Here is a 25,633-nt window from a genome sequence, read left to right as displayed (position 1 = left end):
CGGCTACCAGTTCACCGAGAGACTGGCCGACAGCGTGCGGCCCGGCGCGGTGTAACGGTCCAGCGTGGTGCTGGTGTCGGCGACCAGTGGCACGTCACCGGCATCGGAATATTTGCGGTCCGCCAGGTTGAACACGCCCACGTTGAACTTGGCTCCCGGTGCGAAATTCCAGTGCGCGTACAGGTCGAGCACGCCGTATCCCCCCTGCTGGTAGTAGGACGGATCGGAAACCCGGTCCTTGCGGTCCACGAACCGGCCCGCCAGTTCGGCCCCCCAGGTGTCCTGGTCATACGCCAGGCCCAGCGTCGCGGTCAGCGGATCCACGCTGTCCAGCGGCGTGCCGTTACTGCGGTCCTCGCCACGCGACCACGCCGCCGCGCCGCGCAGCGACCAGCCTGCCCATGCATCGGACAGTGCGCCGAAGTCCACGCCGGCCTTGGCTTCCACGCCATGGATTTCGGCTTCGGCGATGTTCTGCGACTGGTAGATCATCAGGCCATCGGCGTTGAAACCGATGAAGCGCATGGATTCGATGAAATCGTCATAGCGGTTGTAGTAGCCCGACAGGCTTGCATAGACCGCCTCGCCCGAGAAACGCACGCCCAGTTCCAGGCCGTCGCTGGTTTCCGGCTTCAGGTCCGGATTGGCGATGGCGGTATAACCGAACTGCACATTGGTGAAGCCGATGTTGACGTCGTTGTAGGGCGGTGAGCGGAAGCCATGCGCGTAGCCGCCGAACAGCGACCAGTCCGGTGCGAAGTGCCACACCATGCCAAGCTTGGGCGAGACACTGGTTTCGGTGATGTCCACCACCGCCACGCCCGGATTGTCACCGGCGAAGATCGGGTCAAGCTCGGGCTGCAGACGGTAGTGGTCCACGCGGAGTCCCGGCACCAGGCGGAAGGCACCGTCGGCGAAGCTGATCTCGTCCTGTACGTAAAGCGCGGCATTGGTGGTCTCGCTGACCGGGAAGTCGCGCACCGGAAACACATCGGGCGACATCACCGGCGTGCTGGTGCCGGTCAGCGGGAACGTACGCAGGCCATCGCGCTTCTGGCGCGTCTCGGTCTGCGACACATCCAGCCCGTAGGCCAGGTCATGGCGCACGCCTTCGCCGAAGCGCTTGCGGAAGTTGGCCTGCAGGCCGTACGTGCGCTGGTCGAAATTGAACTCGCGCTCGCGGATGTCGCGCAGCGTCGGCGCCGGCAGGGTCCGGTCCTCGCGCGTGTACTGGGTGGTTTCGCTGTCCTGGCGATAGATCTGCCAGTCCAGGCTGTCGGCGAACGCGGTGCCGAGCTGGTCCCATTCGTGGGTGAACGCGACGCGCGCACGGGTCTGGTGATCGCGCGCGATGACCGACACGTTGGTGGCGCGCGTCAGCGACTGGAAGCCCTGCTGCGTCAGCAGGTCGGTATCGGCGCTGTCCTCGTTGCCTTCCACCGTCAGCTTGAAGCGCTGGTCCTCGCTGGGCGCGAACACCAGCTTCGTCAGCAGGCTGCGGCCATCGCGCTCCTGGGGATTGGGTTGCGTGCGCGTCGCGCCCGTGCCGCCGACGCTGCCCTGGTTCTCGGTTTCCTGCCCCTGGCGATGGCTGACGGCCACCAGTCCGCTCCAGCGCTCGCCACCGAAGGCCGCCGTGGCGCCACCGAACAGGCCATCCCAGCTGCTGTCGTAGCCCAGCTTGAAGCCGAAGTACGCGTCCTTGCCGTCTTCCAGATAGTCGGACGGATCCTTGGTGATGAACGAGACCACGCCACCGAGTGCATCCGAGCCGTACAGCGAACTGGACGGACCACGGACTATTTCCACCTGCTTCAGCGTGTCGAGATCGACGAAGTCGCGGTTGGCGTTGGAGAAGCTGCCGATCGAGAACGCGTCGGACACGGGAATGCCGTCGGTCTGGATGCGCACACGGTTGCCGTCCAGTCCACGGATGCGGAAACCGCCCAAGCCGAAGCGGCCGAAGCTCGAGGTCACCGACACGCCGGGTTCGTAGCGGACCAGATCCTTGATGTCGCGGACCAGGTGGTCGTCCAGTTCTTCGCGGTCGATGACGCTGACGGTGTTCGGCACATCACCGATGGCGCGCTCGCTGCGCGTGGCCGTGACCTGGATGCGCTCGAATTCGTGCGTGGCCGCATCGGCGGAAGAAGAGGGGGCGCCGGAGGTATCGGCAGCGGTTTCGGCATGGGCGAGGCTGGCGAATGCCAGCCACAGAGCGGTGCTCAGCAGCGTGGGGCGCATCATCGGCGTACAGCTTTCCTAAGGGTGTGGGAAAACCCGGAAGGCTGGCGGCCGGTATTCCGATGGCTGGCGCCCAGGTGGAGAGATCAGGTTGTGGTGGAACGCGACACCGGAGCGGAGGCTTTCGCCCGCTGCGGCAGCGCTGGCAATGCGGTTTACTTGGTGAGGATCAGCTTGTCGTTGCTGGTGTGGCGCAGGCGGTAGACGCGGTCGCCATGCCGGATCAGGATCTCGCGGCGCCCTTTCAGCAGCAGTTCGCTGTCGAGCGATTCTTCTGCGACGGGCGCCTGGACCGGTGAGCCCAGACGCTCGCGCAGCAGCGAGGCATCCACGTTCGGCAAGGGAGTGACGTTGGTGATCATCGGGAAGCTCCGTGGTGGAACGGATTCAGATGATAATGATTCTTATTTGCGAGTCAATAGGGCGACACGGGCCGACCGATGTGTGGCGCGATCAGTCCGCGGCGGCCGTCAATCGCGCCCATACGGCGTCGTCGTAGCGCTCCACCAGGTCAAGCGCGCCGAGATTCTCCCGCAGCTGTTCGGGCCGGCTGGCGCCCAGGATGACGCTGGAGACGTGCGGATTGCGCAGGCACCAGGCAATCGCCAGGGGCGCCGGTTTTTCGCCCAGTTCCCCTGCCAGCCGGGTGAACCGCCGCACCCGCTCGCGGCGATGACTGCCCGGGTCGCCGAACGCCAGGTCGCGCAGCCAGCCGTGCCCGACCTGGCCAAGTCGCGAATCGGCCGGCACCTCGGTGTCGTACTTGCCGGTCAGCAAGCCGGAGGCCAGTGGCGACCAGGTCGTCGTACCGAGGCCGAGTTCGGCGTACAGCGGCGCGTATTCCAGCTCCACGCGCTGGCGATGCAGCAGGTTGTACTGCGGCTGCTCCATCGTCGGCCCCTGCAGGTGGTGCCTTCGTGCGACATCGGCCGCTTCGCGGATGCGCGCCGCCGGCCATTCCGACGTTCCCCAGTAGAGGATCTTTCCCTGGCGCACCAGCGCATCCATCGCGCGCACCGTTTCTTCCACCGGGGTTTCCGGGTCGGGGCGATGGCAATAGAAGAGATCAAGGTAGTCCACGCGCAGGCGTTGCAGCGCGGCGTGGCAGGCGTCGGTCACATGCTTGCGCGACAGGCCGCGCTGCGTGGGCCTGGGGTCTTCGCAGGCACCGAAATAGACCTTGCTGGAGATGCAATAACCGTCGCGCGGCAGACGCAGGTCGCGCAGGGCATCGCCCATCACCTGCTCGGCGACGCCATGGCCATAGACCTCGGCGTTGTCGAAGAAATTGACCCCGTGCTCCCACGCCAGCGCCAGCAGCTCGCGCGCCTCGCTGCGCCCCACCTGCTGGCCGAAATTCACCCAGGCACCGAAGGACAGTGCGGAGAGCGGGAGACCGGAACTGCCCAGGCGACGGTAGCGCATGATCCACCCCTGCTGCGGGAGGGTCCATCCTACCGCGCGCCCGTGCCGGCCCACGCCAAATGAGAACGACTCCGCCCCGATCATGCGGGGCTGGCTACAATGCGCGCACTTTCCTCCTCCGGGGAGTAGCCCACCCGCGGCAAGCGGGTTCCGCGCGTCAACACACTTGGTCGCAGACCATGGTGCGCGGGGCGAAGCTTCTGGCTTCCGCCGGGCAAGACCGAAGGCAGGCGTCGTGCTTACCCGGGCCGGGCAGCGCGTCGTTTGCCTTCGCGCCCGACGCGAATGCCTGGCCCCGGAGTTGTAGATGCTGTCCCTGCACGCCCTGCTGGTTTCCACCGGCACCGTCACCCTGGCCGAAATCGGCGACAAGACCCAGCTGCTGGCCCTGCTGCTGGCGGCCCGCTACCGCAAGCCCTGGCCGATCGCCCTGGGCATCCTCGCCGCCACGCTGGTCAACCATGCGATCTCGGCCTGGCTGGGCGCGGAACTCACCGAGTGGCTGTCACCGGAAGTGCTGCGCTGGGGCGTGGCGGCCAGCTTCCTGGCGGTGGCGCTGTGGACGCTCAAACCCGACACGCTGGAAGACGAAGCCGACAACCTGCCGGCCCACGGCGCCTTCCTGGCGACCACGGTGGCGTTCTTCCTGGCGGAAATCGGCGACAAGACCCAGGTCGCCACCGTCCTGCTGGCCACCCGGTACGAGCCGCTGTGGCAGGTCATCGCCGGCACCACGATCGGCATGCTGCTGGCCAACCTGCCGGTGGTCTGGCTGGGGCATCGCTTTGCCGACAGGTTGCCGCTGGCGCTGGCCCGAACGCTGGCCGCGGTGGTGTTCCTGGCACTGGCTGGCTGGGTGGCCTGGCGGGGCGTCGGCTGAACGGCTGGGGCCGGGGCCCGGCTGCTAGACTGCGCGATCAAAAGAACGACGACGGTTGGGGGATTGCATGGTGGAAGTCCTGGGGCGGATTGGCTTTGGCCTGTTCGGCCTGGCGGTGCTGATCGGCATCGTCTGGCTGTTTTCCAACAATCGGAAGGCCATCGACTGGAAGCTGGTCGCCACCGGCATCACCCTGCAGATCGGCTTTGCCGCCCTGGTCCTGCTGGTGCCGGGCGGGCGCGAAGTCTTCGACTGGTTGGGCCATGGCTTCGTGAAGATCCTGGAGTTCGTGAAGGCGGGCTCCAGCTTCATCTTCGGCAGCCTGATGGACACCGAGAAGTTCGGTTTCATCTTCGCGTTCCAGGTACTGCCCACCATCATCTTCTTCGCTGCGCTGATGGGCGTGATGTACCACCTGGGCGTGATGCAGTTCATCGTGCGCATCATGGCGCTGGCGATCACCAAGGTGATGAAAGTGTCCGGCGCCGAAACCACCAGCGTCTGCGCCAGTGTCTTCATCGGCCAGACCGAAGCACCGCTGACGGTGCGCCCGTACATCCCGCGCATGACCGAATCCGAACTCATCACCATGATGATCGGTGGCATGGCCCACATCGCCGGCGGCGTGCTGGCGGCCTACGTGGGCATGCTGGGCGGTGGCGACCCGGAACAGCAGGCGTTCTATGCGAAGCACCTGCTGGCCGCCAGCATCATGGCCGCACCCGCGACCCTGGTGGTAGCCAAGCTGCTGATCCCTGAAACCGGCACGCCGCTGACCCGCGGCACGGTGAAGATGGAAGTGGAGAAGACCTCCAGCAACATCATCGACGCCGCCGCGGCCGGTGCGGGCGACGGCCTGAAGCTGGCGCTGAACATCGGCGCGATGCTGCTGGCCTTCATCGCGCTGATCGCGTTGATCAATGCGCCGCTGACCTGGGTCGGCGAGGTCACCGGGTTGTCCGCCATGATCGGCAAGCCCACCGACCTGGCCACGATCTTCGGCTACGTGCTGGCCCCCATCGCGTGGGTGATCGGCGTGCCGTGGCAGGACGCCAACACCGTGGGTTCGCTGATCGGCCAGAAGGTGGTGATCAACGAGTTCGTCGCCTACCTGCAGCTGGCAGGCATCGTGAACGGGCAGACCCCCGGCGTGACGCTCAGCGAGGAAGGGCGGCTGATCGCCACCTACGCGCTGTGCGGTTTCGCCAACTTCAGTTCGATCGCGATCCAGATCGGCGGCATCGGCGGCCTGGCCCCGGAACGCCGCTCCGACCTGGCACGCTTCGGCTTGCGGGCCGTGCTGGGCGGCACCATCGCCACGCTGATGACGGCGACGATCGCCGGCGTACTGTCCCACTTCGGCTGACGGCGGGCCGGCGTCCGCGCCGGCCGCTTCGTTCCCGTTGACTGCGTTACAACCCCTGATGGCGGAACCTCCGCCAGCCGGTTTCCAGGTATTCCCCGATGAACAGCCCCACCCCATCCGCCTCCGGCCACGTCACCGTCGTCGGCTCCTTCAATGTCGACCACGTCTGGCGCTGCGACACGCTGCCCAATGCCGGCGCGACCATTGCCGGGCGCTATGCCAGCGGCCCGGGCGGAAAAGGATTCAACCAAGCCATAGCGGCGGCGCGTGCCGGCGCCTCCACCACGTTCATCTGCGCCCTGGGCAACGATGCCGGCGGCACGCTGGCGCGTGAGCTGGCGGCAGGCGACGGCCTGGACCTTCGCGCGCAGGCCAGTGAAGAGGCCACCGGTACGGCCGGCATCTACGTGGACGGGCACGGCCGCAACATGATCGTCATCGGTCCGGGCGCCAACGCGGTGCTGGATGCCGCCTTCGTGGCGCAGCAGGACACCGCACTGGCGGGTTCCGGCGTGGTGCTGGTGCAACTGGAATCGCCGGTCGAAACGGTGTTGTCCACTCTGCAGGCCGCCCGCCGCCACGGGGCGACCACGCTGCTGAATCCCGCACCGGCGAACGCCGCGACGTCGACCGACCTGCTGTCGCAGGCGGACGTCATCACGCCGAACGAAACCGAATTCGCCGCCCTCCTCGCCCGTCACCTGGGCGAACGCATCAGCGCCGATGACGTCGCCACGCTGGACGGCGTGACCCTGCACCAGCACTGCCGGCTGCTGCTCCCGCATGGCACCGTCGTGGTGACCCTGGGCGCCACCGGCGTGTACGTTTCGCATCCGGACGAACAGCTGCGCGGCGATGCGCGCGCGCATTACCGGGTCGCGGCCGAGAACGTCAACAGCATCGATACCACCGGCGCCGGCGACGCCTTCAACGGCGCCCTGGCCGCGTCGCTGGCCGCAGGCCCGCTGCCCGCCTTCGCCGACCATGTACGCGCCGCCAACCGGTACGCGGCGCTTTCCACCGAACGCCCCGGCGCCGCGCTGTCGATGCCCGCGCTGGCCGATGTGGTGGCGCGTTTCCCGGACTGAGCCGGCCGCCGCCTTTCCCCGGACCGAACCTGCGGCGGATAATGCCATCATGCAGATCGGTCCTTACCTCATCCAGCCGCGCGTGATGCTGGCTCCCATGGCCGGCGTCACCGACAAGCCGTTCCGGTTGCTTTGCAAGCGGCTGGGTGCGGGCCTGGCGGTGTCGGAAATGACCATCAGCGATCCGCGCTTCTGGAACACGCAGAAGTCGCTGCACCGCATGGACCACGACGGCGAACCCACGCCGGTCAGCGTGCAGATCGCCGGCACCGAGCCCGGGCAGCTGGCCAACGCCGCCCGCTACAACGCCGACCATGGCGCGCAGATCATCGACATCAACATGGGTTGCCCCGCCAAGAAGGTCTGCAACGCCTGGGCCGGCTCGGCGCTGATGCGCGACGAGGCGCTGGTGGGCCGCATCCTGGAAGCGGTCGTGAAGGCCGTCGACGTACCGGTCACCCTGAAGATCCGCACCGGCTGGGATTGCGACCACCGCAACGGACCGGTCATCGCGCATATCGCCGAGCAGAGCGGTATCGCGTCGCTCGCGGTGCATGGGCGCACGCGCGACCAGCACTACACCGGCACGGCCGAGTACGAGACCATCGCCGCCATCAAGTCCGCGCTGCGCATCCCGGTGGTGGCCAATGGCGACATCGACTCGCCGGAGAAAGCCGCCCATGTCCTGCGGAAGACGGGCGCGGACGCGGTGATGATCGGTCGTGCCGCGCAGGGTCGCCCCTGGATCTTCCGCGAAGTGGCGCACTTCCTCGCCACCGGAGAGCATCTGCCTTCACCGACGCTGCAGGAAATCCGCGACATCCTGCTGGGTCACCTGCAGGCGCTGCATGGCTTCTATGGCGAACCCCAAGGCGTGCGCATCGCCCGCAAGCACCTGGGCTGGTATGCCAAGGACCGTCCCGAAAACCTCGCCTTCCGCGCCGTGGTGAACCGCGCGGACAGCGCCGACGAACAGATCCGACTGACGCAGGATTACTTCGACGCGCTGGTCGCCGGCGTCGCGCCGGGCCTTCCCGCAGCCGCCTGACTTCTTTCCCGGAGTTTCCCATGACCCCCAGCGAAGACACTCCCACCTACCTGCACGGCTTTTCCCCGGTCGAACAGGCAAGGCTCATGAAGCAGGCGCGGTTGCTGGAAAGCACCCTGTTCAACCACGTCGACTACACAGGCACCCGCCGCCTGCTGGAAGTGGGCAGTGGCGTGGGCGCGCAGACCGAGATCCTGCTGCGCCGTTTTCCCGACCTGCACGTGACCTGTGTGGACCTCAACGAGGTGCAACTGGACGCCGCGCGGCAGAATCTCGCCACCATGCCTTGGTGCCGCGACCGCTACACGCTGCAGCAGGCGGATGCCAGCCGCCTGCCGTACGCGGCGCGCGACTTCGATGCGGCGTTCCTGTGCTGGGTGCTGGAACATGTCCCCAACCCCGCACGCGTCCTCAGCGAAGTGCGTCGCGTGCTGGCTCCCGGCTCGCCGATCTACGTCACCGAGGTGATGAATTCGTCGTTCCTGCTGCACCCCTATTCACCCAATACCTGGCGCTACTGGATGGCGTTCAACGATTTCCAGTACGACAGCGGCGGCGACCCGTTCATCGGCGCGAAGCTGGGGAACCTGTTGCTGGCCGGCGGCTACCGCGACGTCACCACCGAGATCAAGACGGTGCATTTCGACAACCGCGAGCCGGCGCGACGCAAGGACATGATCGCGTTCTGGGAGGAACTGCTGCTGTCGGCCGCCGACTCGCTGGTGCAGGCCGGGCGTGTCACCCAGGACGTGGTGGACGGCATGCGGCGCGAGATGCACGACGTGCAGAACGATCCGGATGCGGTGTTCTTCTATGCCTTCGTGCAGGCCCGCGCGACGGTCTATTGACGAAGGTATACGCATCGTAAACATGACCGGAGTCACTGTGCTTTCCGGCACTGGGGCCCGCTTGCATGCAGCGCGAGGATGACCACGCCGGTTCCCCCGCCGGCCTGCGATCACACGCAGCAAGCAAGCGGTAATCACCTCCCGAGGAGGATGTCATGAATACAAGAACCGCACTCGTTGTCGCCCTGTTGGCCGCGCCTTTCTCCGCGCAGGCTGGCGACACCATCCAGCAGCTTTCGGAACACACCGGCCTCAGCGAACGCAAGGTGCAGATGATCCTGGGCAACCGCACGTCCTTTGCCGAGTATCCGTACACCTACCAGCGTTCGGTGGAAAAGTTCCGCAGCGCACTGGGCGAAGAGAACTACCAGCGCCTGATGAACGGCCAGTCCGTGGTCCTGCAGAAGGCGTCGGACAAGGACGAGGCCACCCGCGTGGCCCGCGAGGACGACAGCACGCCCGCGAAGGACGTCCAGAAGGAAGCGGTCACCGGCTCCTGAGCGCCGCGGGCGCGCACGACGCGTCCGATGCGTGGCGATGCACACGATGCCCGGATCCGCTGCCGCGATCCGGGCAACCGTGATGTAGCAGGACGCCTCGCGTGCCATGGTGCCGCGCGCGAGTCGCGCACGCACCACACTGCATGACGGTTAGCCCATCGATGCGCGCAGCGGTTCGGGTGAAGGTTCCCGGATGCGTTTCCACATGGCCGCCATGAGTGACCGCAGGCCCGCCATGCCGGAGACCGGTGCCGTCCACGGCTGCTGCACGGGCGCGATCGCCTGCCAGCGGTCCCCGCGCCGCTCCGCGACCTCGAAGCGGAAGTTGTAGTCCGGTTCCAGCCCCATGCGCAGGTCCGACAGCACAAGCCGGTCCTGCTGCACCTGCGCGCGCATGAAGCCGCGGTTGAACCACGTCAGGCGTTTCACCGCGACGATGTCGCGCGCCTCGGCCAGGGCCTGCACCTGCGACGGATAACCACGGAACACCAGCGGCCCTTCGTCCGCCACCACCGAGCGCTCGGCTTCCACGTAGCCGCTGGGCGTCATGGCCACCACGTGCCACAGCAGCGTGTTGAACGGCATCGGCACCGAGAAATACGGCGCGCCGCCCAGGCCCATGGATGCGAGCGTACGTTCGGCTTCCCGGTCCACCATGGATTTGGCCAGCAGCGACCAGCCCAGGTAGGCCGTGCTCAGCACCAGCCCCGCCACCAAGGCGCGCTGGGCGACCACGCGCCCGCGCGCGAACCACGCCACCACGCATCCCACCAACAGCCACACGGTGTACAGCGGGTCGATGATGAAGACGCTGGACCACATCACCGGCGATGACGCCAGCGGCCACCACAGCTGCGTGCCGTACACGGTGAACGCGTCCAGCAGGGGATGGGTGACCAGCGCCAGCTGGATGGCCCAGAACCAGCGTGCCGGCGAAGCAGCCACCCGCCCCTTGCCGTAACGCTTGAACAGCCACCACACCAGCCACCCCACCAGCGGCAGCACGAACAGCGAATGGCTGAAGCTGCGGTGCACGGTCATCAGCGTGATCGGATTGTCCGAGAACAATGCGATGGGCAGGCTGTCGAGGTCGGGCAGCGTGCCGAGCGCGGCGCCCGCCAGCAAGGCGGAACGGCGATGGGAAGCGGGGACGATGGCCGCGGCGACGGCGGCTCCGAGGACGATCTGGCTGAGGGAATCCATGGCCGGATGCTAGCAGGCCGACCCGGCGGATCGAAGGCGGGCCGCTAGGCCGCCCGCGGTACCCCGCTGACCATCAGCTGCAATCGCGGTGCGACCTCGGCCAATACCTGCCCGTTGTGTCCCAGCAGGCACAGCCGGCCGTCCGCTTCTTCACTCAGCGCCGTCAGGCTCTCGACCCAGTCACCGTCGTTCGCGTACAGCAGGCCATCGCGCTGGAACAGCGCCGCCCGGTGGATGTGCCCGCAGACGATGCCATCCAGGCCGCGGCGTTTCGCGTCATCCAGCCCGGCCTGCACGAAGCGGCCGATGTAGCGTTCGGCGGCGTCGCTCTGGCGCTTGAGGTATTCGGCCAGCGACCAGTAGCGCAGGCCCAGCCGGCGCCGGATGCGGTTGGTCAGGCGGTTGCCGGTCAGGATGCGGTAGTAGAGCCAGTCGCCGAATTTCTCCTGCAGCCCGCCGAAGTGGGTGATGCCGTCGTAATCGTCGCCGTGGATGACCAGCAGGCGGCGGCCGTCGAGCGTGACGTGGATGGCGCGGCGGCGCACCTGCATCGCCGGCAGCATCAGGCCACAGAAGCGGCGGATCGGACGGTCGTGGTTGCCGGGGACATAGACCAGTTCGGTGCCGTTGCGCACCAGCGCGTGCAGGGCCTCGACCACGCGGTTGTGGGCGGCATCCCACGCCGCGCGCCGTTGCGCCATCCACCACAGGTCGACGATGTCGCCGACCAGATACAGGCGACGGCAGTGGAGTCCGCCCAGGAAATCCGCGAATTCCGCCGCGTGGCAGTGTTTCGAGCCCAGGTGCACGTCGGAGACGAAAACCGCGCGCCGCATCGGCGGTGGCGCGGCCAACGGACTCACGCCCCGGCCTCCGCTGTCCGGGAAACCTCGCCCAGGTAGCGCGCCCGCTTCTTCGGGCGGATCCGGTGCAGGTCCACCTGGATCAGGCCATCGATCGAGCCGCTGAAGGCGGGGTCCACGCCGAACGCCAGGAAACGCGTGCCGCCCGGCTCGCACAGGTCGGTGTACTGCTTGTAGAGCATCGGCACGCTCGCCCCCAGCACGTCCAGGTTCGCCTTCAGCACGCGGAACGCCGTTTCCGCATCCAGCGCCTGGAATGAAGGCGGGACGGCGGTGTAGCGGAACGGATTGCGCGATGCCGCGTCACCGCGATGGTCTCCATAGAAGTGGGCGTAGTAGGCGACGATCTGTTCCCGCGCATGCAACGGCAGCGCGGCACTCATCGATACGGCGCCGAACAGGTAACGCACACCCGGATGGCGCCGCAGATAGGCACCGATGCCCTGCCACAGATAGTCGATGCTGCGGCTGCCCCAGTATTCCGGGGCCACGAAGCTGCGCCCCAGTTCCATGCCCTGCGCAAGCCGTGGCAATACCTCGTCGGCATAGCGGAACAGCGACGCGCTGTAGAGTCCCTTCAGTCCGTGGGACGCCAGCACCGGCGCGCCGCGCGCGATGCGGTAGGCGCCGGCGATCTTGCGCTGCGGCGCGTCCCACAGGACGATGTGTTCGTACCAGGCATCGTAGGCATCCACGTCGAGATGCCTGCCGGTGCCCTCGCCCACCGCACGGAAGGTCAGTTCGCGCAGCCTGCCGATCTCGCGCAGCAGCGGAGAATCCGGCCCCAGCCTGCCCACGCAGATGCGCTTGCCGTCACCGGTCTGGCCCAGCACCTCCATGGCATCGATGCACGGCTGCAGCAATGCGCCATCGACCGGTGCGGCCACCGGTTCGGCCTTCTCCCGCGTATCCGCGGGCTGCCGCCGACCCAAGGCATACAGTTCAGCGCGCACCCGCGCGAGCAATGCCTTGGTATCCGTGTCGCGGTCCAGCACCATGGTGCGGCCGATGCGCAGGGTGACGCACTGCTGGCTGCGCTTGAACATTTCTCGCGCCAGCAGCGCGGTGCCCGCCGGCTTGAACAGCGTGGACGCGCCGTAGAACAACACGGAATTCCTCGCCTGCACACGGATGGGCAGCACGGGCGTGTCGGTGCTGCGTGCGAAGCGCAGGAACCCACGCCGCCAGCGCGTGTCGCGGATGCCACGCGGTGACAATCGCGATACCTCGCCGGCCGGGAACACGATCACGCATTGCTCGTCCTTCAGCGCCTGCTCCACGGCACGCACGCTGTCCGCTGTCGGCCGGCCACCCAGGATGCGTACCGGCAGCAGCAGGCCTGCCAGGCTGTCGATGCCCGCCAGAAGGTCGTTGGCGACGATCCGCACGTCCTGCCGCACCTTGCCGACCACCTGCAGCAGGGCCAGCGCGTCCAGCGCGCCGGACGGATGGTTGGCGACGATCAGCAACCGGCCCCGGGCGGGAATGCGGGAGACATCGCCCTGGTCCACGCGGCAGCGCAGGTTGAGGAAATCGCTGGCCGCGTCGACGAAGGCGAGGTCGCGCAGATGCGCATGTCCTGCCAGGAAGTCATGTGCCTCATCGATCCGCGACCAGCGGCCCAGCGTGCGCAGCAGCGGGCGGGTCAGCCCGGCGCGACGGCCCCGGAACCAGTGCGGGTAACGTTCGACGATCTGCTGTTCCAGGGGGCGCATGGTCGTGGGCAGGGCCTGCGGCGGGGTTTCGCCGCGCAGCCTGCGCCTGGCCTGCGACAGCGCCGTTGCGGTTTTCTGGCAGTCCGGTGACACAAGGCGGCACGTGATGCGGGCTTAACCCCGGGCAACCCTGAACGGCGCAAAATGCACGCGCCGCCTCCGGCGTGTATCATGCGCGCCCATCTTTTCATCCGAATTAAAGGATATAAGCCTGATGTCCAGCTACCTGTTCACCTCCGAATCGGTCTCCGAAGGTCATCCGGACAAGATCGCCGACCAGATTTCAGACGCCGTGCTGGACGCGATCCTGGCCCAGGACAAGCGCGCACGCGTTGCCTGCGAGACGCTGGTGAAGACGGGCGCCGCCATCGTGGCCGGCGAAGTCACCACCACCGCGTGGGTGGACATCGAGTCGCTGGCGCGCAAGGTCATCAACGACATCGGCTACGACAATTCCGACGTCGGCTTCGACGGCCACACCTGCGCCATCATCAACATGCTCGGCAAGCAGTCGCCTGACATCAACCAGGGCGTGGACCGCAAGAAGCCGGAAGAACAGGGCGCGGGCGACCAGGGCCTGATGTTCGGCTACGCCTGCAACGAGGCGCCGGAATTCATGCCGGCCCCGCTGTACTACAGCCACCGCCTGGTGGAACAGCAGGCCAAGGTGCGCAAGAACGGCAAGCTGAAGTGGCTGCGCCCGGACGCCAAGTCGCAGGTCACGCTGCGCTACGACGGCAACAGCATCCTCGGCCTCGACGCCGTCGTGCTGTCCACCCAGCACGACCCGGACATCAAGCAGAAGGACCTGATCGAGGCGGTGCGCGAGAGCATCCTCAAGCCCGTGCTGCCGAAGAAGTGGCTGGACGCGCTGCCGAAGAACAAGGTGCACATCAACCCGACCGGCAAGTTCGTCATCGGCGGCCCGGTGGGCGACTGCGGCCTGACCGGCCGCAAGATCATCGTCGACAGCTACGGCGGCATGGCCCGCCATGGTGGCGGCGCGTTCTCGGGCAAGGATCCGTCGAAGGTGGACCGTTCGGCCGCCTATGCCGCGCGCTACGTGGCCAAGAACATCGTGGCCGCCGGCCTGGCCGACAAGTGCGAAGTGCAGGTCTCCTACGCCATCGGCGTGGCCGAGCCGACCTCCATCTCGGTGACCACCTTCGGCACCGGCAAGGTGGGTGACGACGTCATCGAGAAGCTGATCCGCAAGCACTTCGACCTGCGCCCGTACGGCATCACCCGCATGCTGGACCTGGAGCACCCCATCTACCAGGCCACCGCCAGCTACGGCCACTTCGGCCGCAAGCCGCGCGAGATCAGCTACGTGGACGGCGCCGGCAAGAAGCACACCGCGACCGCCTTCTCCTGGGAGAAGACTGACCGCGCCGACGCGCTGCGCAAGGATGCCAAGCTGAAGTAAGCCGCGGGCCTGCCCGTTGCCGAGAAGCCCCGCCCTGGCGGGGCTTTTCTTTTTTCCCCGCATGGCGCAACCCCGCGCCGGTACAATGTCCCCATGTCCCTGATGCAATTCCAGCGGGTCGACTTCAGTGTCGGCGGGCCGCTCCTCCTCGAACACGTCGACCTGTCCATCGAACCCGGCGAACGCGTCTGCATCGTCGGCCGCAACGGTGCCGGCAAGTCCACGCTGATGCGCCTGATGGCCGGCGAACTGAAGCCGGACGACGGCGAAATCCGCGTGCAGAACGGCGTGGTGGTCGCGCGCATGGCGCAGGAGGTCCCGCAGGACACGGAAGGCACGGTGTTCGACGTCGTCGCGCAGGGCCTGGGCGACCTGGGCCAGCTGCTGGCGCGCTACCACCATGCGCTGCACGATGGCGACATGGACGCGATGGGCGAAGCCCAGGCGCAGATCGAAGCGCAGCACGGATGGGATCTGGACCGGCGCGTGCAACAGGTGCTGGAACGGCTGGAACTGCCGGAAGACACCGACTTCGCCGCGCTGTCCGGCGGCATGAAGCGTCGCGTGCTGCTGGCCCAGGCGCTGGTGCGCAAGCCGGGCATCCTGCTGCTGGACGAACCCACCAACCACCTGGACATCGAAGCGATCGCCTGGCTGGAAGGCTTCCTGAAGCAGTTCGACGGCAGCATCGTCTTCGTCACCCACGACCGCAGCTTCCTGCGCTCGCTGGCCACCCGCATCATCGAGATCGACAGAGGCCAGCTGACCAGCTGGCCGGGCGACTACGACAACTACCTGCGCCGCCGCGAGGAACGCCTGCACGCCGAGGCGCAGGAGAACGCGCGCTTCGACAAGCTGCTTGCCCAGGAGGAAGTCTGGATCCGCCAAGGCATCAAGGCGCGCCGCACCCGCAACGAAGGCCGCGTGACCGCGCTGAAGGCGATGCGTCGCGAACGCTCGCAGCGGCGCGAATTGTCCGGCAACGTCAAGATGGAAGTCGCCAGCGCGCAGAATTCCGGCAAGAAGGTCATCGAGGCCAAGGGCATCACCCAGGCGTATGACGGCCGCGTGCTGCTGGACGACGTGTCGGCCACCATCCTGCGCGGCGACCGCGTCGGCATCATCGGCCCCAACGGCGCCGGCAAGTCGACGCTGCTGAAGATCCTGCTGGGCGAGCTGGCGCCGCAACACGGTGACGTGAAGCTCGGCACGGGCCTGCAGATCGCCTACTTCGACCAGCACCGCAGCCAGCTGGATGAAACCCGCACCGCGCTGGAGAACGTGGCCGAGGGCAGCGACTTCGTCGAGATCAATGGCAGCCGCAAGCACATCATCGGTTATCTGCAGGATTTCCTGTTCTCGCCGGAGCGTGCGCGCGCGCCGATCACCCGCCTGTCCGGCGGCGAGCGCAACCGCCTGCTGCTGGCCAAGCTGTTCGCGCAGCCCTCCAACCTGCTGGTGATGGACGAACCCACCAACGACCTGGACGTGGAAACGCTGGAGCTGCTGGAAGAACTGCTGCTGGACTACAAGGGCACGCTGCTGCTGGTCAGCCACGACCGCGACTTCCTCGACAACGTGGTCACCAGCACCCTGGTGCTGGAGGGTGAAGGACGGCTGGGCGACTACGTGGGCGGCTATACCGACTGGCTTCGGCAGCGTCGCACGCCGGTCGCCACTTCCGCAGCGCCCGCCAAGCCCACGCTCTCGCACCAACCCGAGCCCGTCACCGCCAAGCGCAAGCTGGGCTTCAAGGAAGCGCGCGAGCTGGAGCAGCTGCCCGGGCGTATCGAAGTCCTCGAAGCCGACATCGCGTCACGCACCGCGGCGATGAACGACCCGGCCTATTACCAGCAGGCCCCGGCCGACCTGCAGCGCGCCAACGACGAACTCGCCGCGAAGCAGGCGGAACTGGACCAGGCCTATCGGCGTTGGTCGGAGCTGGATGGGTGAGCGACTGGCTCCTTGTAGGAGCGACGTCAGTCGCGACCGCAGACATTGACTGCCGATAGCGGTTGAATGCATTCCGCGACCTGACGGCCGCCCATGGCTGGGCTCCGTTCTCGGCCGCGATCTGACAACGTGCGGTCGCGACTTACGTCGCTCCTACAACAGCAAACCGGCTCACCCCGTGTTCTGCACGCCCTGCGACACGCCGTTGATGCTCGCGACCAGCGCGTGCAGCAGGGCCTCGTCCTCGCGGCCGCTCGCGCGCCAGCGCTTCAGCAGGTCGGCCTGCATCACGCTGATCGGGTCGATGTAGGGGTTGCGCAGCCGGATGGACAGCGCCAGCCGCTGGTCGTGCTGCAGCAGCCAGGTGTTGCCGTTCAACGCCATCACCCACTGCAGGGTGGAGGCGTGCTCCTGCTGGATGCGGGGGAAGAATTCGTCGTGCAGGTCACCGGACATGCGCGAGAACATCTGCGCGATGCTCAGGTCGCCCTTGGCGAGCACCATGGAGATGTCGTCCAGGAAGGTCTTGAAGAACGGCCAGTCACGCGCCATCTCGCGCAGCGTCTCTTCGCCGCCGGCGTCCACGACCGCCTTCAATCCGCTGCCCACGCCATACCAGCCGGGAATGACCGCACGTGCCTGGCTCCAGGCGAACACCCATGGGATCGCGCGCAGGTTGCCGAGCGCCGCGTCCTGGCCCAGGCGACGCGACGGCCGCGAGCCCAGCGTCATCCGCTCGATCACGTCGATCGGCGTGGCGCTGCGGAAATAATCCATGAAGCGCGGCGCCTCGACGAAGGCGCGATAGGCGCGCGTACTCTCGCGCGACACCACGTCCATCACCTCGCGCCAAGCTTCTTCCCTCGGCTCGGCGGGGCGCGGCCGCAGGCTGGATACCAGCACCGCGCCCACCGACTGTTCAAGCGAGCGCAGCGCCAGCGCGCGGATGCCGTACTTGCGATGGATCACCTCGCCCTGCTCGGTCACCCGCAGGCGGCCGTCCACGCTGCCACGCGGCGAGGCATCCACCGCGCGGGTGGTCTTGCCCCCGCCGCGGCTGATCGATCCGCCGCGGCCATGGAAGAACGTCAGCTTGATGCCGAGCTCCTTGGCCGCCTGCAGCAGTTCCACCTGGCCGCGTTGCAGGCCCCAGCGCGAAGCGGCGATGCCGCCATCCTTGCCGCTGTCGGAATACCCCAGCATCACCATCTGCACGTTGTCGCGCGACGCCAGGTGCGCGCGATAGACAGGGTCGGCCGCCAGGTCGCGCAGGGTGTCCGGTCCGTGCTGCAGGTCGCCCACCGTTTCGAACAGGGGCGCGATGTCCAGCGGCACGTTGCCTTCCGCATCCACCAGGCCGCCGCGCCGCGCCAGCGCAAGCACGGTCAGCACGTCGGCACGGTTGTGCGCCATGCTGATGATGTAGGCGCCCAGCGCATCGCTGCCGTGGCGCTGCCGCGCATCGGCCAGTGCCGCGAACACCGCATCCAGGCGGGGATTGCCTTCTTCCTGCGAAGGCGGCAACGCCTGCTGACCGCCGGCATACGGCGCCAGCCGCGCGGCCCGATCCACCGCATCGCGCGCTTCCCAACCGTCATCGCCCAGCGCGGCGGCCACCGCGCGCGCGTGCACGCTGGATTCCTGGCGCACGTCCAGGCGTGCCAGATGGAACCCGAAGGTACGCACGCGCCACGCCAGCCGGCGCACGGCGAACCAACCGGCATGGATGCCGCGATTGGCTTCCAGGCTCTGCAGGATCAGGTCCACGTCCCCGGCAAACTGCTCGGGCGACGCATAGGCTTCCGGCCGGTCTTCCAGGGTGGCCTGCAGGCGGGCACGCATCAGGTCGTTGAGCAGGCGGTACGGCATGTCGCCATGGCGCGGGCGTGATTTCGCCGCCGCCGCCGGCATCAGCGCACGGTACTCGTCCACGCGCGCCAATACTTCAGGCGACACCCCGATCACCGCGCTGGACTGGCTGAGCAGCGTGGTCAGCTGGCGGAGTTCCTTCAGGTAGCGCGTCAGGATGGCGTTGCGCTGCGCGGTCAGCGTTGCCGCGATGGTGGTGGCATCCACGTTGGGGTTGCCGTCCATGTCGCCGCCCACCCAGGTACCGAAGCGAAGCAGTCGCGGCAGGTCGTTGGTAACCCGGGGCGCCGGACCGTAGACCTCGGTGATGGCGTTCTCCAGGGTTTCGTACAGCACCGGGATCACGCGATACAGCACCTCGACCAGGTAGAAGCCGACATGCTCGCGCTCATCCTCCACGCCCGGGCGGACGGGTGAGGAGTCGGAGGTCTGCCACGCGGACGTCAGCGCCATGCGGAAGCGCGCGATGTCGGTGGCCTGTTCGCCGGGCGTGCGCTGGCCATCCAGCCCGTTGATCAGGCTGGCGACCATCAGCTGTTCTTTTTCCAGCAGCGCGCGCCGCACGGCTTCGGTGGGGTGCGCCGTGAAGACGGGCTCGATGTCGAGGCGCGGCAGCCAGTCGGCCAGCTCCTCCAGCGTGACGCCCTGTGCCTTCAGCTTCGACAGCGCATCGTGCAGGCCATCCGGTTGCGGCGTGGTGCCGCCCGTGCGCTGGTAGTCGCGGCGGCGGCGGATGCGGTGCACGCGCTCGGCGATGTTGACCACCTGGAAATACGTGCTGAAGGCGCGGATCAGCGCTTCGGCTTGTTCCGGCGGCTGCCCGTCCAGCAGGCCGGCCAGCGACTGCGGGGGCGCATCGGTCTGGCGGCGCGCGATGGCGGTGGTGCGCACCCGTTCCACGCTGGCGAGGAATTCCGGCGAGACCTGTTCGGCCAGCATGTCGCCGACCAGTGCGCCGAGACGGCGCACGTCTTCACGCAGGGGAACATCGGGAGCGGCGAATTCAAGACTGCGGGGGCTGTTCATGCGGGGTCGCGTCGTCGTTCGATGGTGTGGATTGGTATTGTCCGCACGGACAAATGGTCTGCTGCACGGCAACATCCGAAGCCTACCCCATCGCGTCCGTCGGCGGGCCATCTTTCCATCCGGAGGAAGCGATATAATGCGCACCCTCGCCGAGGGGCGCTGCGACCGTGGAAACAGCACGGCCAGGCTCGGCAGGACGTTCCTGTAACGGCGCCCGGTCAAGAATGCGAGCACAGCTCGCCACTTCCCCGGAGCCACCGCAATGAACGCAGTACGCAAGTTCTCCACCGAAGGCGACTACAAGGTCGCCGACATCTCCCTGGCCGATTGGGGCCGCAAGGAGATCGACATCGCCGAGCACGAGATGCCGGGCCTGATGTCCATCCGCCGCAAGCATGCCGCCGCCAAGCCGCTGAAGGGCGTGCGCGTCACCGGTTCGCTGCACATGACCATCCAGACCGCCGTGCTGATCGAGACGCTGGTCGACCTGGGCGCCGACGTGCGCTGGGCCTCGTGCAACATCTTCTCCACCCAGGACCATGCCGCCGCGGCGATCGCCGCCACCGGCACGCCGGTGTTCGCCTGGAAGGGCGAGACGCTGGAGGAGTACTGGGACTGCACGCTGGACGCGCTGAATTTCGGCAACGGCAAGCTCGGGCCGGAACTGGTCGTCGACGACGGCGGCGACGTCACCCTGCTGATCCACAAGGGCTATGAGCTGGAAAACGGTTCGGACTGGGTCAACAGCCCCTCGTCGAGCCATGAGGAGCAGGTCATCAAGAACCTGCTCAAGCGCGTGCACCAGGAACGCCCCGGCTACTGGACCGAAGTGGTCAAGTCCTGGAAGGGTGTTTCCGAGGAAACCACCACCGGCGTGCACCGCCTGTACCAGCTGGCCGAAGCCGGCACGCTGCTCATCCCGGCGATCAACGTCAACGACTCGGTCACCAAGTCGAAGTTCGACAACCTGTACGGCTGCCGCGAATCGCTGGCCGATGGCCTGAAGCGCGCGATGGACGTGATGCTGGCCGGCAAGGTCGCCGTGGTCTGCGGTTACGGCGACGTGGGCAAGGGTTCGGCGCACTCGCTGCGGGCCTACGGCGCGCGCGTCATCGTCACCGAGATCGATCCGATCTGCGCGCTGCAGGCGGCAATGGAAGGCTTCGAGGTGAACACCGTCGAAGACACGCTGGGCACGGCCGACATCTACGTCACCACCACCGGCAACAAGGACATCATCACCATCGATCACATGAAGGCGATGAAGGACCAGGCGATCGTCTGCAACATCGGCCACTTCGACAACGAAATCCAGGTCGATGCGCTGTACAACCTGCCGGGCGTGCAGAAGATCAACATCAAGCCGCAGGTGGACAAGTTCGTGTTCGCCGACGGCAAGGCCATCTTCCTGCTGGCCGAGGGCCGCCTGGTGAACCTGGGCTGCGCCACCGGCCACCCCAGCTTCGTGATGTCCAACTCGTTCGCCAACCAGACGCTGGCGCAGATCGACCTGTGGGCCAACAAGGACGTGTACGAGAAGACCGTCTACCGTCTGCCCAAGCACCTGGACGAGGAAGTCGCCCGCCTGCATCTGGATAAGATCGGCGTGAAGCTGACCAAGCTGACGAAGGACCAGGCCGACTACCTCGGCGTGCCGGTGGAAGGCCCGTACAAGCCGGACCATTACCGCTACTGATCGCTCCGGCGATTGCGCTGTACTCCCGGAACGGGCGCCTCACGGCGCCCGTTCTGCATTCCGCGGCCGGCCACGCCCGTGCTGGCGCACGGATGCCGGCCGACGGGACCGCAAGGGTGCTTGCCTCACTGCCGCGATCATCGCAAGCTTGGCCGCCGTTTCGGTCGCCGCGACGCATGCGTTTCGTGGGCCGGAGCGAACCATCATCCCGGGAGTGGACATGCGACCTGATCAGGGGGGCGGAGCGACCGCGCATCCCGCAAGCAGCACGGAGCCTCGCCTGCGCGAGAAGGTCGGCTACGGCGTCGGCGATTTCGGCTTCAACCTTTACTGGGCCAACATCTCGGCGTTCCTGCTCATTTTCTACACCGACGTGATGGGACTGGCCGCTGCCGCCGTCGGCACGATGATGCTGGTCACCAAGGTGGTGGACGCGATCACCGATCCCCTGATGGGCGCCATCGCCGATCGCACGCGCAGCCGGTTTGGTCGGTTCCGGCCCTATCTGCTTTTCGGTGCACTGCCGATGGCGTTGGCGGGCGTGCTGACGTGGACCGTACCCGACCTGGACGACGGGGGACGACTGGTCTGGGCGTACGCGACCTTCACCCTGATGATGCTCGCCTATACGGTGCTGAGCATTCCCTATTCCGCGCTCTCCGGCGTCATCACCGCCGACAGCCAGCAGCGCACCCAGCTGATCAGTTTCCGCTTCATCGCCGCCTTCGCCGGCACGATGGCGGTGAACTGGCTCACGCTGGACCTGGTGCGGTGGCTGGGACGTGGCGATGAGGCGCTGGGTTGGCAGTTGACGCTGTCGCTGTACGGCGTGGTCGCCACCGCCGCGTTCGTCACGGTGTTCCTGACCACGCGCGAACGTGTCGCACCGCTGCCGCAGCAAAGCAGCGCCGTCCGCCAGGACGTGATCGACCTGCTGCACAACCGGCCGTGGATGGTGCTGTTCGCGTTGGCGCTGATCATCATGGTGACCATCGTGATGCGTGGCGGCTCGCTGGCGTATTACCTCAAGTACCACCTCGAGCGGCCGGAGCTGACCGGTCTCTTCCTGGGCGCCTATGCGCTGGCCTTGGCCGTGGGCGCCGGGCTGACGCCCCTGATGACCCGCTACGTGGACAAGCGGCGTTTGATGGCGTGGCTGATGGCGGGCGTCGGCGTGGTGAGCTGTGCGATGTTCTTCATCCCCCCTGACGCGGTCTGGCTCATGTTCGCGCTGAACCTGCTGGTCGGGCTGATGCTGGGACCCAAGTCGCCCCTCGCCTTCTCGATGTACGCCGACTGCGCCGACTACACCGAATGGAAGACCGGCCGGCGCGCCACTGCGATGACCTTTGCCGCCGCGACGTTCTCGCAGAAGCTCGGCGGCGCGCTGGCGTCGGCGACCATCGCCTGGATCCTGGCCGGGATGGGCTACGTGGCCAACGCGGCGCAGTCGGACGCCTCGCGGCTCGGCATCGTGCTGCTGCTGACCGTGATCCCCGGCGCCGTCGCCCTGCTGGCGGCCTGGGTGATGCGTTTCTACCCGCTGGATGCGACCAACCTGTCGCAGGTGCAGAGCGACCTGCAATCCCGTCGGGAAGCCGCTGCATGACCAGGTTGCCCTACGGTTTCGAAGAGCAGGGACGCCGCTTCGTCCTGACGAGTCCCACCGCGATGCCGGCCGCGTCCACGTTCCTGTGGAACCGACGGATGCTGCTGCAGCTCAACTGCCGGGGATTCGCCACCGCGCAGTTCATGCAGCCCGAACCGGCCAAGTACGCGCATGCACCCACGCTGGAGGCCAAGACCTTCATGCAGCCGGAGCAGCCCTACTACGCGCATCACCCGGGTCGCTTCTGCTACGTGAAGGACGAAGAAGACCACAGGCTCTTCTCGGTACCGCACGAGCCCGTGCGACGGATGCCGGATGCATTCGCATTCTCCGTCGGCCTGTCCGACGTGGCATGGCGGGTCAGCTGCGACGGCATCGAGGTGGAGATGGGCGTGATGCTGCCGGTGGACGAGGTGGCGGAACTGTGGACGCTGCGCGTGCACAACCGTTCGGGGCGCCGGCGACGCCTCAGCCTGTATCCCTACTTCCCGGTCGGCTACATGTCGTGGATGAACCAGTCGGGCAGCCATCGCGACGACCTCGGCGGCATCGTCTGCGCCAGCGTCACGCCTTACCAGAAAGTCGAGGATTACTTCCGCAACCGCGCCTTCAAGGACCGCACTGTGCTGCTCTACGAGCGGACGCCGGATGCATGGGAAGCCCAGCAGGCGAACTTCGAAGGCGAAGGCGGATTGCATGCACCGCAGGCCATCGTCGGCCAGGAACTGCTGGGCGGCGGCGACGCGGCCTACGAAATGCCCACCGCCGTGCTGCAGTACCGGGTGGAACTCGCAGAGGATGACGTGCAGGAGTACCGCTTCCTGTTCGCGCCGGCGCGCGACGACGACGAGATCCGGCGCCTGCGCGAACGGCACCTGTCGAAGGAAGCGTTCGCGGGAGCGGCGGCAGGCAGCGCGGCCTACGTTGACGCGGGCACGGGATGCCTGCGCGTCGAGACACCGGACCCGTGGCTGGATGCGTTCGCCAACCACTGGTTGCCGCGCCAGGTCTACTACCACGGCGACGTCAACCGCCTGACCACCGATCCGCAGACGCGCAATTACCTGCAGGACCACATGGGCATGGGCTTCCTGCGTCCGGAAGCGGCGCGGGCGGCGTTCCTGCATGCCCTGTCGCAGCAGGAGCCTTCCGGGGCGATGCCGGACGGCATCCTGCTGGTGGAGGGCGCCGAGCTGAAGTACATCAACCAGATCCCGCACACCGACCACTGCGTGTGGCTGCCGATCTGCCTGCGGGCCTATCTGGACGAGACAGGCGACGACGGCATCCTCGACGCCACGGTGACCGACGCCCACGGACAGGTGGCCAGCGTGTCGGAACGCATCACGCGCGCCATGCGTTGGCTGCTGCAGGCACGCGATGCGCGCGGCCTCAGCTACATCGCACAGGGAGACTGGTGCGACCCGATGAACATGGTCGGCTGGCGCGGACGCGGCGTGTCCGGCTGGCTGACGCTGGCCAGCGCCTATGCATTGAAGCAGTGGGCGGAGATCTGCGCGCGCCGCGGCGACGACATGCTCGCCGACGAGTTCCGCGTGGGCACGCAGGCGTGCAACGCCGCCATGAACGCACACCTGTGGGACGGCGACTGGTACGGGCGCGGCATCACCGACGATGGTGTCGCGTTCGGCGTCAGCGGGGATGGCGAAGGCCGCATCTTCCTCAACCCGCAGAGCTGGGCCATCCTCAGTGGCGCGGCCGACGCCGACAAGCGCGCGCGCATGCTGGCCGCCGTCGACACGCACCTGGTGTCGCCCTACGGCGTGACCATGTATGACCCGCCGTACACCCGCATGCGCGAGGATGTCGGACGGGTGACGCAGAAATTCCCGGGCACGGCCGAGAATGGTGCGGTCTACAACCACGCGGCGGCGTTCTATCTGTACAGCCTGTACCAGGCCGGCGACGCCGACCGTGCATGGCAGGTACTGCGCGCGATGCTGCCGACGCCGGACGCCGCCGATTGCCTGCAGCGTGGCCAGTTGCCGGTGTTCGTGCCCAACTACTACCGCGGCGCGTGGCGCCTGCACCCGCGCACCGCCGGCCGCTCCAGCCAGCTCTTCAATACCGGTACGGCCGCCTGGCTGTACCGCTGCCTGGTGGAGGAACTGTTCGGTATGCGCGGCGATGGCGATGGGCTGCGGATCGCGCCCCAGCTGCCTTCCCATTGGCCATCGGCACGCGCAACACGCCGCTTCCGGGGCGCCGTGTTCGAGATGTACATCGAACGCGTTACAGGGCTCGCGCGGATGCGCGTCGCACTGGACGGGCAGTGGCAGGACGACAATGCGATCGAAGGTATCGAAGCCGGACGCACGTACCAGGTGCGGGTGGAACTGCCGGCATGAGCGGGATCCGGGTCGCCGTGGTGATGGGCGTGTCAGGCAGTGGCAAGACCACGCTGGCGCACGCACTGGCCGACGCCTGGCCCGCCGCGTTCCTGGATGCCGATGATTTCCACAGCATCGGCGCGAAGGCGCGCATGGCCGGCGGGCTTCCCCTGACCGACCGCATGCGGGCACCCTGGGTGCGCCGCATCGCCCTGGAGCTGCAGCGCCGCACGGCGGCAGGCGAACGCGTGGTACTGGCGTTCTCCGGCCTGCGCCGGCGTCACCGCGACAGGCTGCGTGCGACCGGGGTTCCGTTGCGCTTCCTGTTCCTGCACGGAGACAAGCGGCTCATCGCCGCACGGATGCTCGCGCGCAGCGGCCACTACATGCCCGCGTCGCTGCTCGACAGCCAGTTTGCCGCGCTGGAGGAACCCACCGCGGAGACCGATGTAGTCCGGCTCAGCATTGAGGAGTCACCGTCGACGCAGCTGGACCATGCGTTGGCAGCGCTGGAATGAAATCC

The 25,633-nt window shown here is 67.3% G+C and carries 19 protein-coding genes and 1 riboswitch; of the genes, 12 read left to right on the top strand and 7 right to left on the bottom strand.

What is annotated here, in order from left to right; genetic code table 11:
- Nucleotides 1–3 precede the first annotated feature (3 nt).
- From OVA13_RS17315 to OVA13_RS17305, 3 genes are all read right to left on the bottom strand, one after another.
- Entirely contained in the window at nt 4–2,247 is a 2,244-nt protein-coding gene (locus tag OVA13_RS17315) for a TonB-dependent hemoglobin/transferrin/lactoferrin family receptor (RefSeq protein ID WP_267791688.1), read from the bottom strand.
- A gap of 152 nt (nt 2,248–2,399) precedes the next feature.
- Nucleotides 2,400–2,606: a hemin uptake protein HemP gene (locus OVA13_RS17310; protein ID WP_267791687.1), complete on the bottom strand. Its 207-nt coding sequence runs from the start codon at nt 2,604–2,606 to the stop codon at nt 2,400–2,402.
- Nucleotides 2,607–2,697: 91 nt separating this feature from the next.
- Nucleotides 2,698–3,669 (bottom strand): aldo/keto reductase, encoded by a 972-nt coding sequence (locus tag OVA13_RS17305; RefSeq protein ID WP_267791686.1) that lies wholly within the window; start codon nt 3,667–3,669, stop codon nt 2,698–2,700.
- 307 nt (nt 3,670–3,976) lie between these two features.
- Between OVA13_RS17305 and OVA13_RS17300 the strand changes: the two genes are divergently transcribed.
- The 6 genes from OVA13_RS17300 to OVA13_RS17275 all read left to right on the top strand — a co-directional run bounded on the left by OVA13_RS17300 (nt 3,977) and on the right by OVA13_RS17275 (nt 9,399).
- On the top strand, nt 3,977–4,549 hold the full coding sequence (locus tag OVA13_RS17300) for a TMEM165/GDT1 family protein (RefSeq protein WP_267791685.1): 573 nt from the start codon (nt 3,977–3,979) through the stop codon (nt 4,547–4,549).
- Between the two features lie 67 nt (nt 4,550–4,616).
- Nucleotides 4,617–5,915: a NupC/NupG family nucleoside CNT transporter gene (locus tag OVA13_RS17295; protein ID WP_267791684.1), complete on the top strand. Its 1,299-nt coding sequence runs from the start codon at nt 4,617–4,619 to the stop codon at nt 5,913–5,915.
- A 98-nt stretch (nt 5,916–6,013) separates the two neighbouring features.
- Complete coding sequence (locus OVA13_RS17290) at nt 6,014–7,003, top strand: ribokinase (protein ID WP_267791683.1); 990 nt, start codon at nt 6,014–6,016, stop codon at nt 7,001–7,003.
- A gap of 49 nt (nt 7,004–7,052) precedes the next feature.
- Nucleotides 7,053–8,051 (top strand): tRNA dihydrouridine synthase DusB, encoded by a 999-nt coding sequence (dusB, locus tag OVA13_RS17285; RefSeq protein WP_267791682.1) that lies wholly within the window; start codon nt 7,053–7,055, stop codon nt 8,049–8,051.
- A 20-nt stretch (nt 8,052–8,071) separates the two neighbouring features.
- Entirely contained in the window at nt 8,072–8,899 is an 828-nt protein-coding gene (locus tag OVA13_RS17280; protein ID WP_267791681.1) for a class I SAM-dependent methyltransferase, read from the top strand.
- A 155-nt stretch (nt 8,900–9,054) separates the two neighbouring features.
- Nucleotides 9,055–9,399 (top strand): hypothetical protein, encoded by a 345-nt coding sequence (locus OVA13_RS17275; protein ID WP_267791680.1) that lies wholly within the window; start codon nt 9,055–9,057, stop codon nt 9,397–9,399.
- A gap of 150 nt (nt 9,400–9,549) precedes the next feature.
- Here the strand turns inward: OVA13_RS17275 and OVA13_RS17270 are convergent, their stop codons facing one another.
- Genes OVA13_RS17270 through OVA13_RS17260 form a run of 3 tightly spaced genes read right to left on the bottom strand, consistent with a single transcriptional unit; the run spans nt 9,550 to nt 13,180 of the window.
- The gene (locus tag OVA13_RS17270) at nt 9,550–10,602 is read right to left on the bottom strand and encodes a metal-dependent hydrolase (RefSeq protein ID WP_267791679.1); all 1,053 of its coding nucleotides are present in this window, start codon (nt 10,600–10,602) and stop codon (nt 9,550–9,552) included.
- A gap of 44 nt (nt 10,603–10,646) precedes the next feature.
- Nucleotides 10,647–11,465, bottom strand: coding sequence for a UDP-2,3-diacylglucosamine diphosphatase (locus OVA13_RS17265; protein ID WP_267791678.1), 819 nt, complete (start codon nt 11,463–11,465; stop codon nt 10,647–10,649).
- Complete coding sequence (locus OVA13_RS17260; protein WP_267793568.1) at nt 11,462–13,180, bottom strand: bifunctional ornithine lipid synthase OlsF; 1,719 nt, start codon at nt 13,178–13,180, stop codon at nt 11,462–11,464. Before OVA13_RS17260 ends, OVA13_RS17265 begins: the two co-directional genes overlap by 4 nt.
- Before the next feature lie 214 nt (nt 13,181–13,394).
- On the opposite strand from OVA13_RS17260, the gene metK reads away from it, so the two are divergent.
- Nucleotides 13,395–14,606 carry a methionine adenosyltransferase gene (gene metK / locus OVA13_RS17255; RefSeq protein ID WP_267791677.1) on the top strand — a complete coding sequence of 404 codons (1,212 nt, stop codon included), beginning with the start codon at nt 13,395–13,397 and terminating at the stop codon, nt 14,604–14,606.
- 93 nt (nt 14,607–14,699) lie between these two features.
- Nucleotides 14,700–16,559, top strand: a complete 1,860-nt coding sequence (locus OVA13_RS17250) for an ATP-binding cassette domain-containing protein (protein ID WP_267791676.1) — start codon at nt 14,700–14,702, stop codon at nt 16,557–16,559.
- Between the two features lie 171 nt (nt 16,560–16,730).
- On the opposite strand, the gene ppc is transcribed toward OVA13_RS17250, so the two are convergent.
- Nucleotides 16,731–19,454 (bottom strand): phosphoenolpyruvate carboxylase, encoded by a 2,724-nt coding sequence (gene ppc, locus OVA13_RS17245; protein ID WP_267791675.1) that lies wholly within the window; start codon nt 19,452–19,454, stop codon nt 16,731–16,733.
- Nucleotides 19,455–19,599: 145 nt separating this feature from the next.
- Nucleotides 19,600–19,677: riboswitch (S-adenosyl-L-homocysteine riboswitch) on the top strand.
- A gap of 39 nt (nt 19,678–19,716) precedes the next feature.
- On the opposite strand from ppc, the gene ahcY reads away from it, so the two are divergent.
- From ahcY to OVA13_RS17225, 4 genes are all read left to right on the top strand, one after another.
- Nucleotides 19,717–21,150, top strand: coding sequence for an adenosylhomocysteinase (gene ahcY, locus OVA13_RS17240; protein ID WP_267791674.1), 1,434 nt, complete (start codon nt 19,717–19,719; stop codon nt 21,148–21,150).
- Nucleotides 21,151–21,370: 220 nt separating this feature from the next.
- Nucleotides 21,371–22,759 carry an MFS transporter gene (locus tag OVA13_RS17235; RefSeq protein WP_267791673.1) on the top strand — a complete coding sequence of 463 codons (1,389 nt, stop codon included), beginning with the start codon at nt 21,371–21,373 and terminating at the stop codon, nt 22,757–22,759.
- Nucleotides 22,756–25,128 carry a GH36-type glycosyl hydrolase domain-containing protein gene (locus tag OVA13_RS17230; RefSeq protein ID WP_267791672.1) on the top strand — a complete coding sequence of 791 codons (2,373 nt, stop codon included), beginning with the start codon at nt 22,756–22,758 and terminating at the stop codon, nt 25,126–25,128. Before OVA13_RS17235 ends, OVA13_RS17230 begins: the two co-directional genes overlap by 4 nt.
- On the top strand, nt 25,125–25,628 hold the full coding sequence (locus OVA13_RS17225; RefSeq protein ID WP_267791671.1) for a gluconokinase: 504 nt from the start codon (nt 25,125–25,127) through the stop codon (nt 25,626–25,628). The genes OVA13_RS17230 and OVA13_RS17225 overlap by 4 nt, the downstream gene beginning before the upstream one ends.
- Nucleotides 25,629–25,633 lie beyond the last annotated feature (5 nt).

Source organism: Pseudoxanthomonas sp. SL93 (genome assembly GCF_026625825.1).
Taxonomy (GTDB): domain Bacteria; phylum Pseudomonadota; class Gammaproteobacteria; order Xanthomonadales; family Xanthomonadaceae; genus Pseudoxanthomonas_A.
The sequence above is the reverse complement of the archived record's forward strand: the minus strand, read 5'-3'. Positions and strand labels throughout refer to the sequence as shown.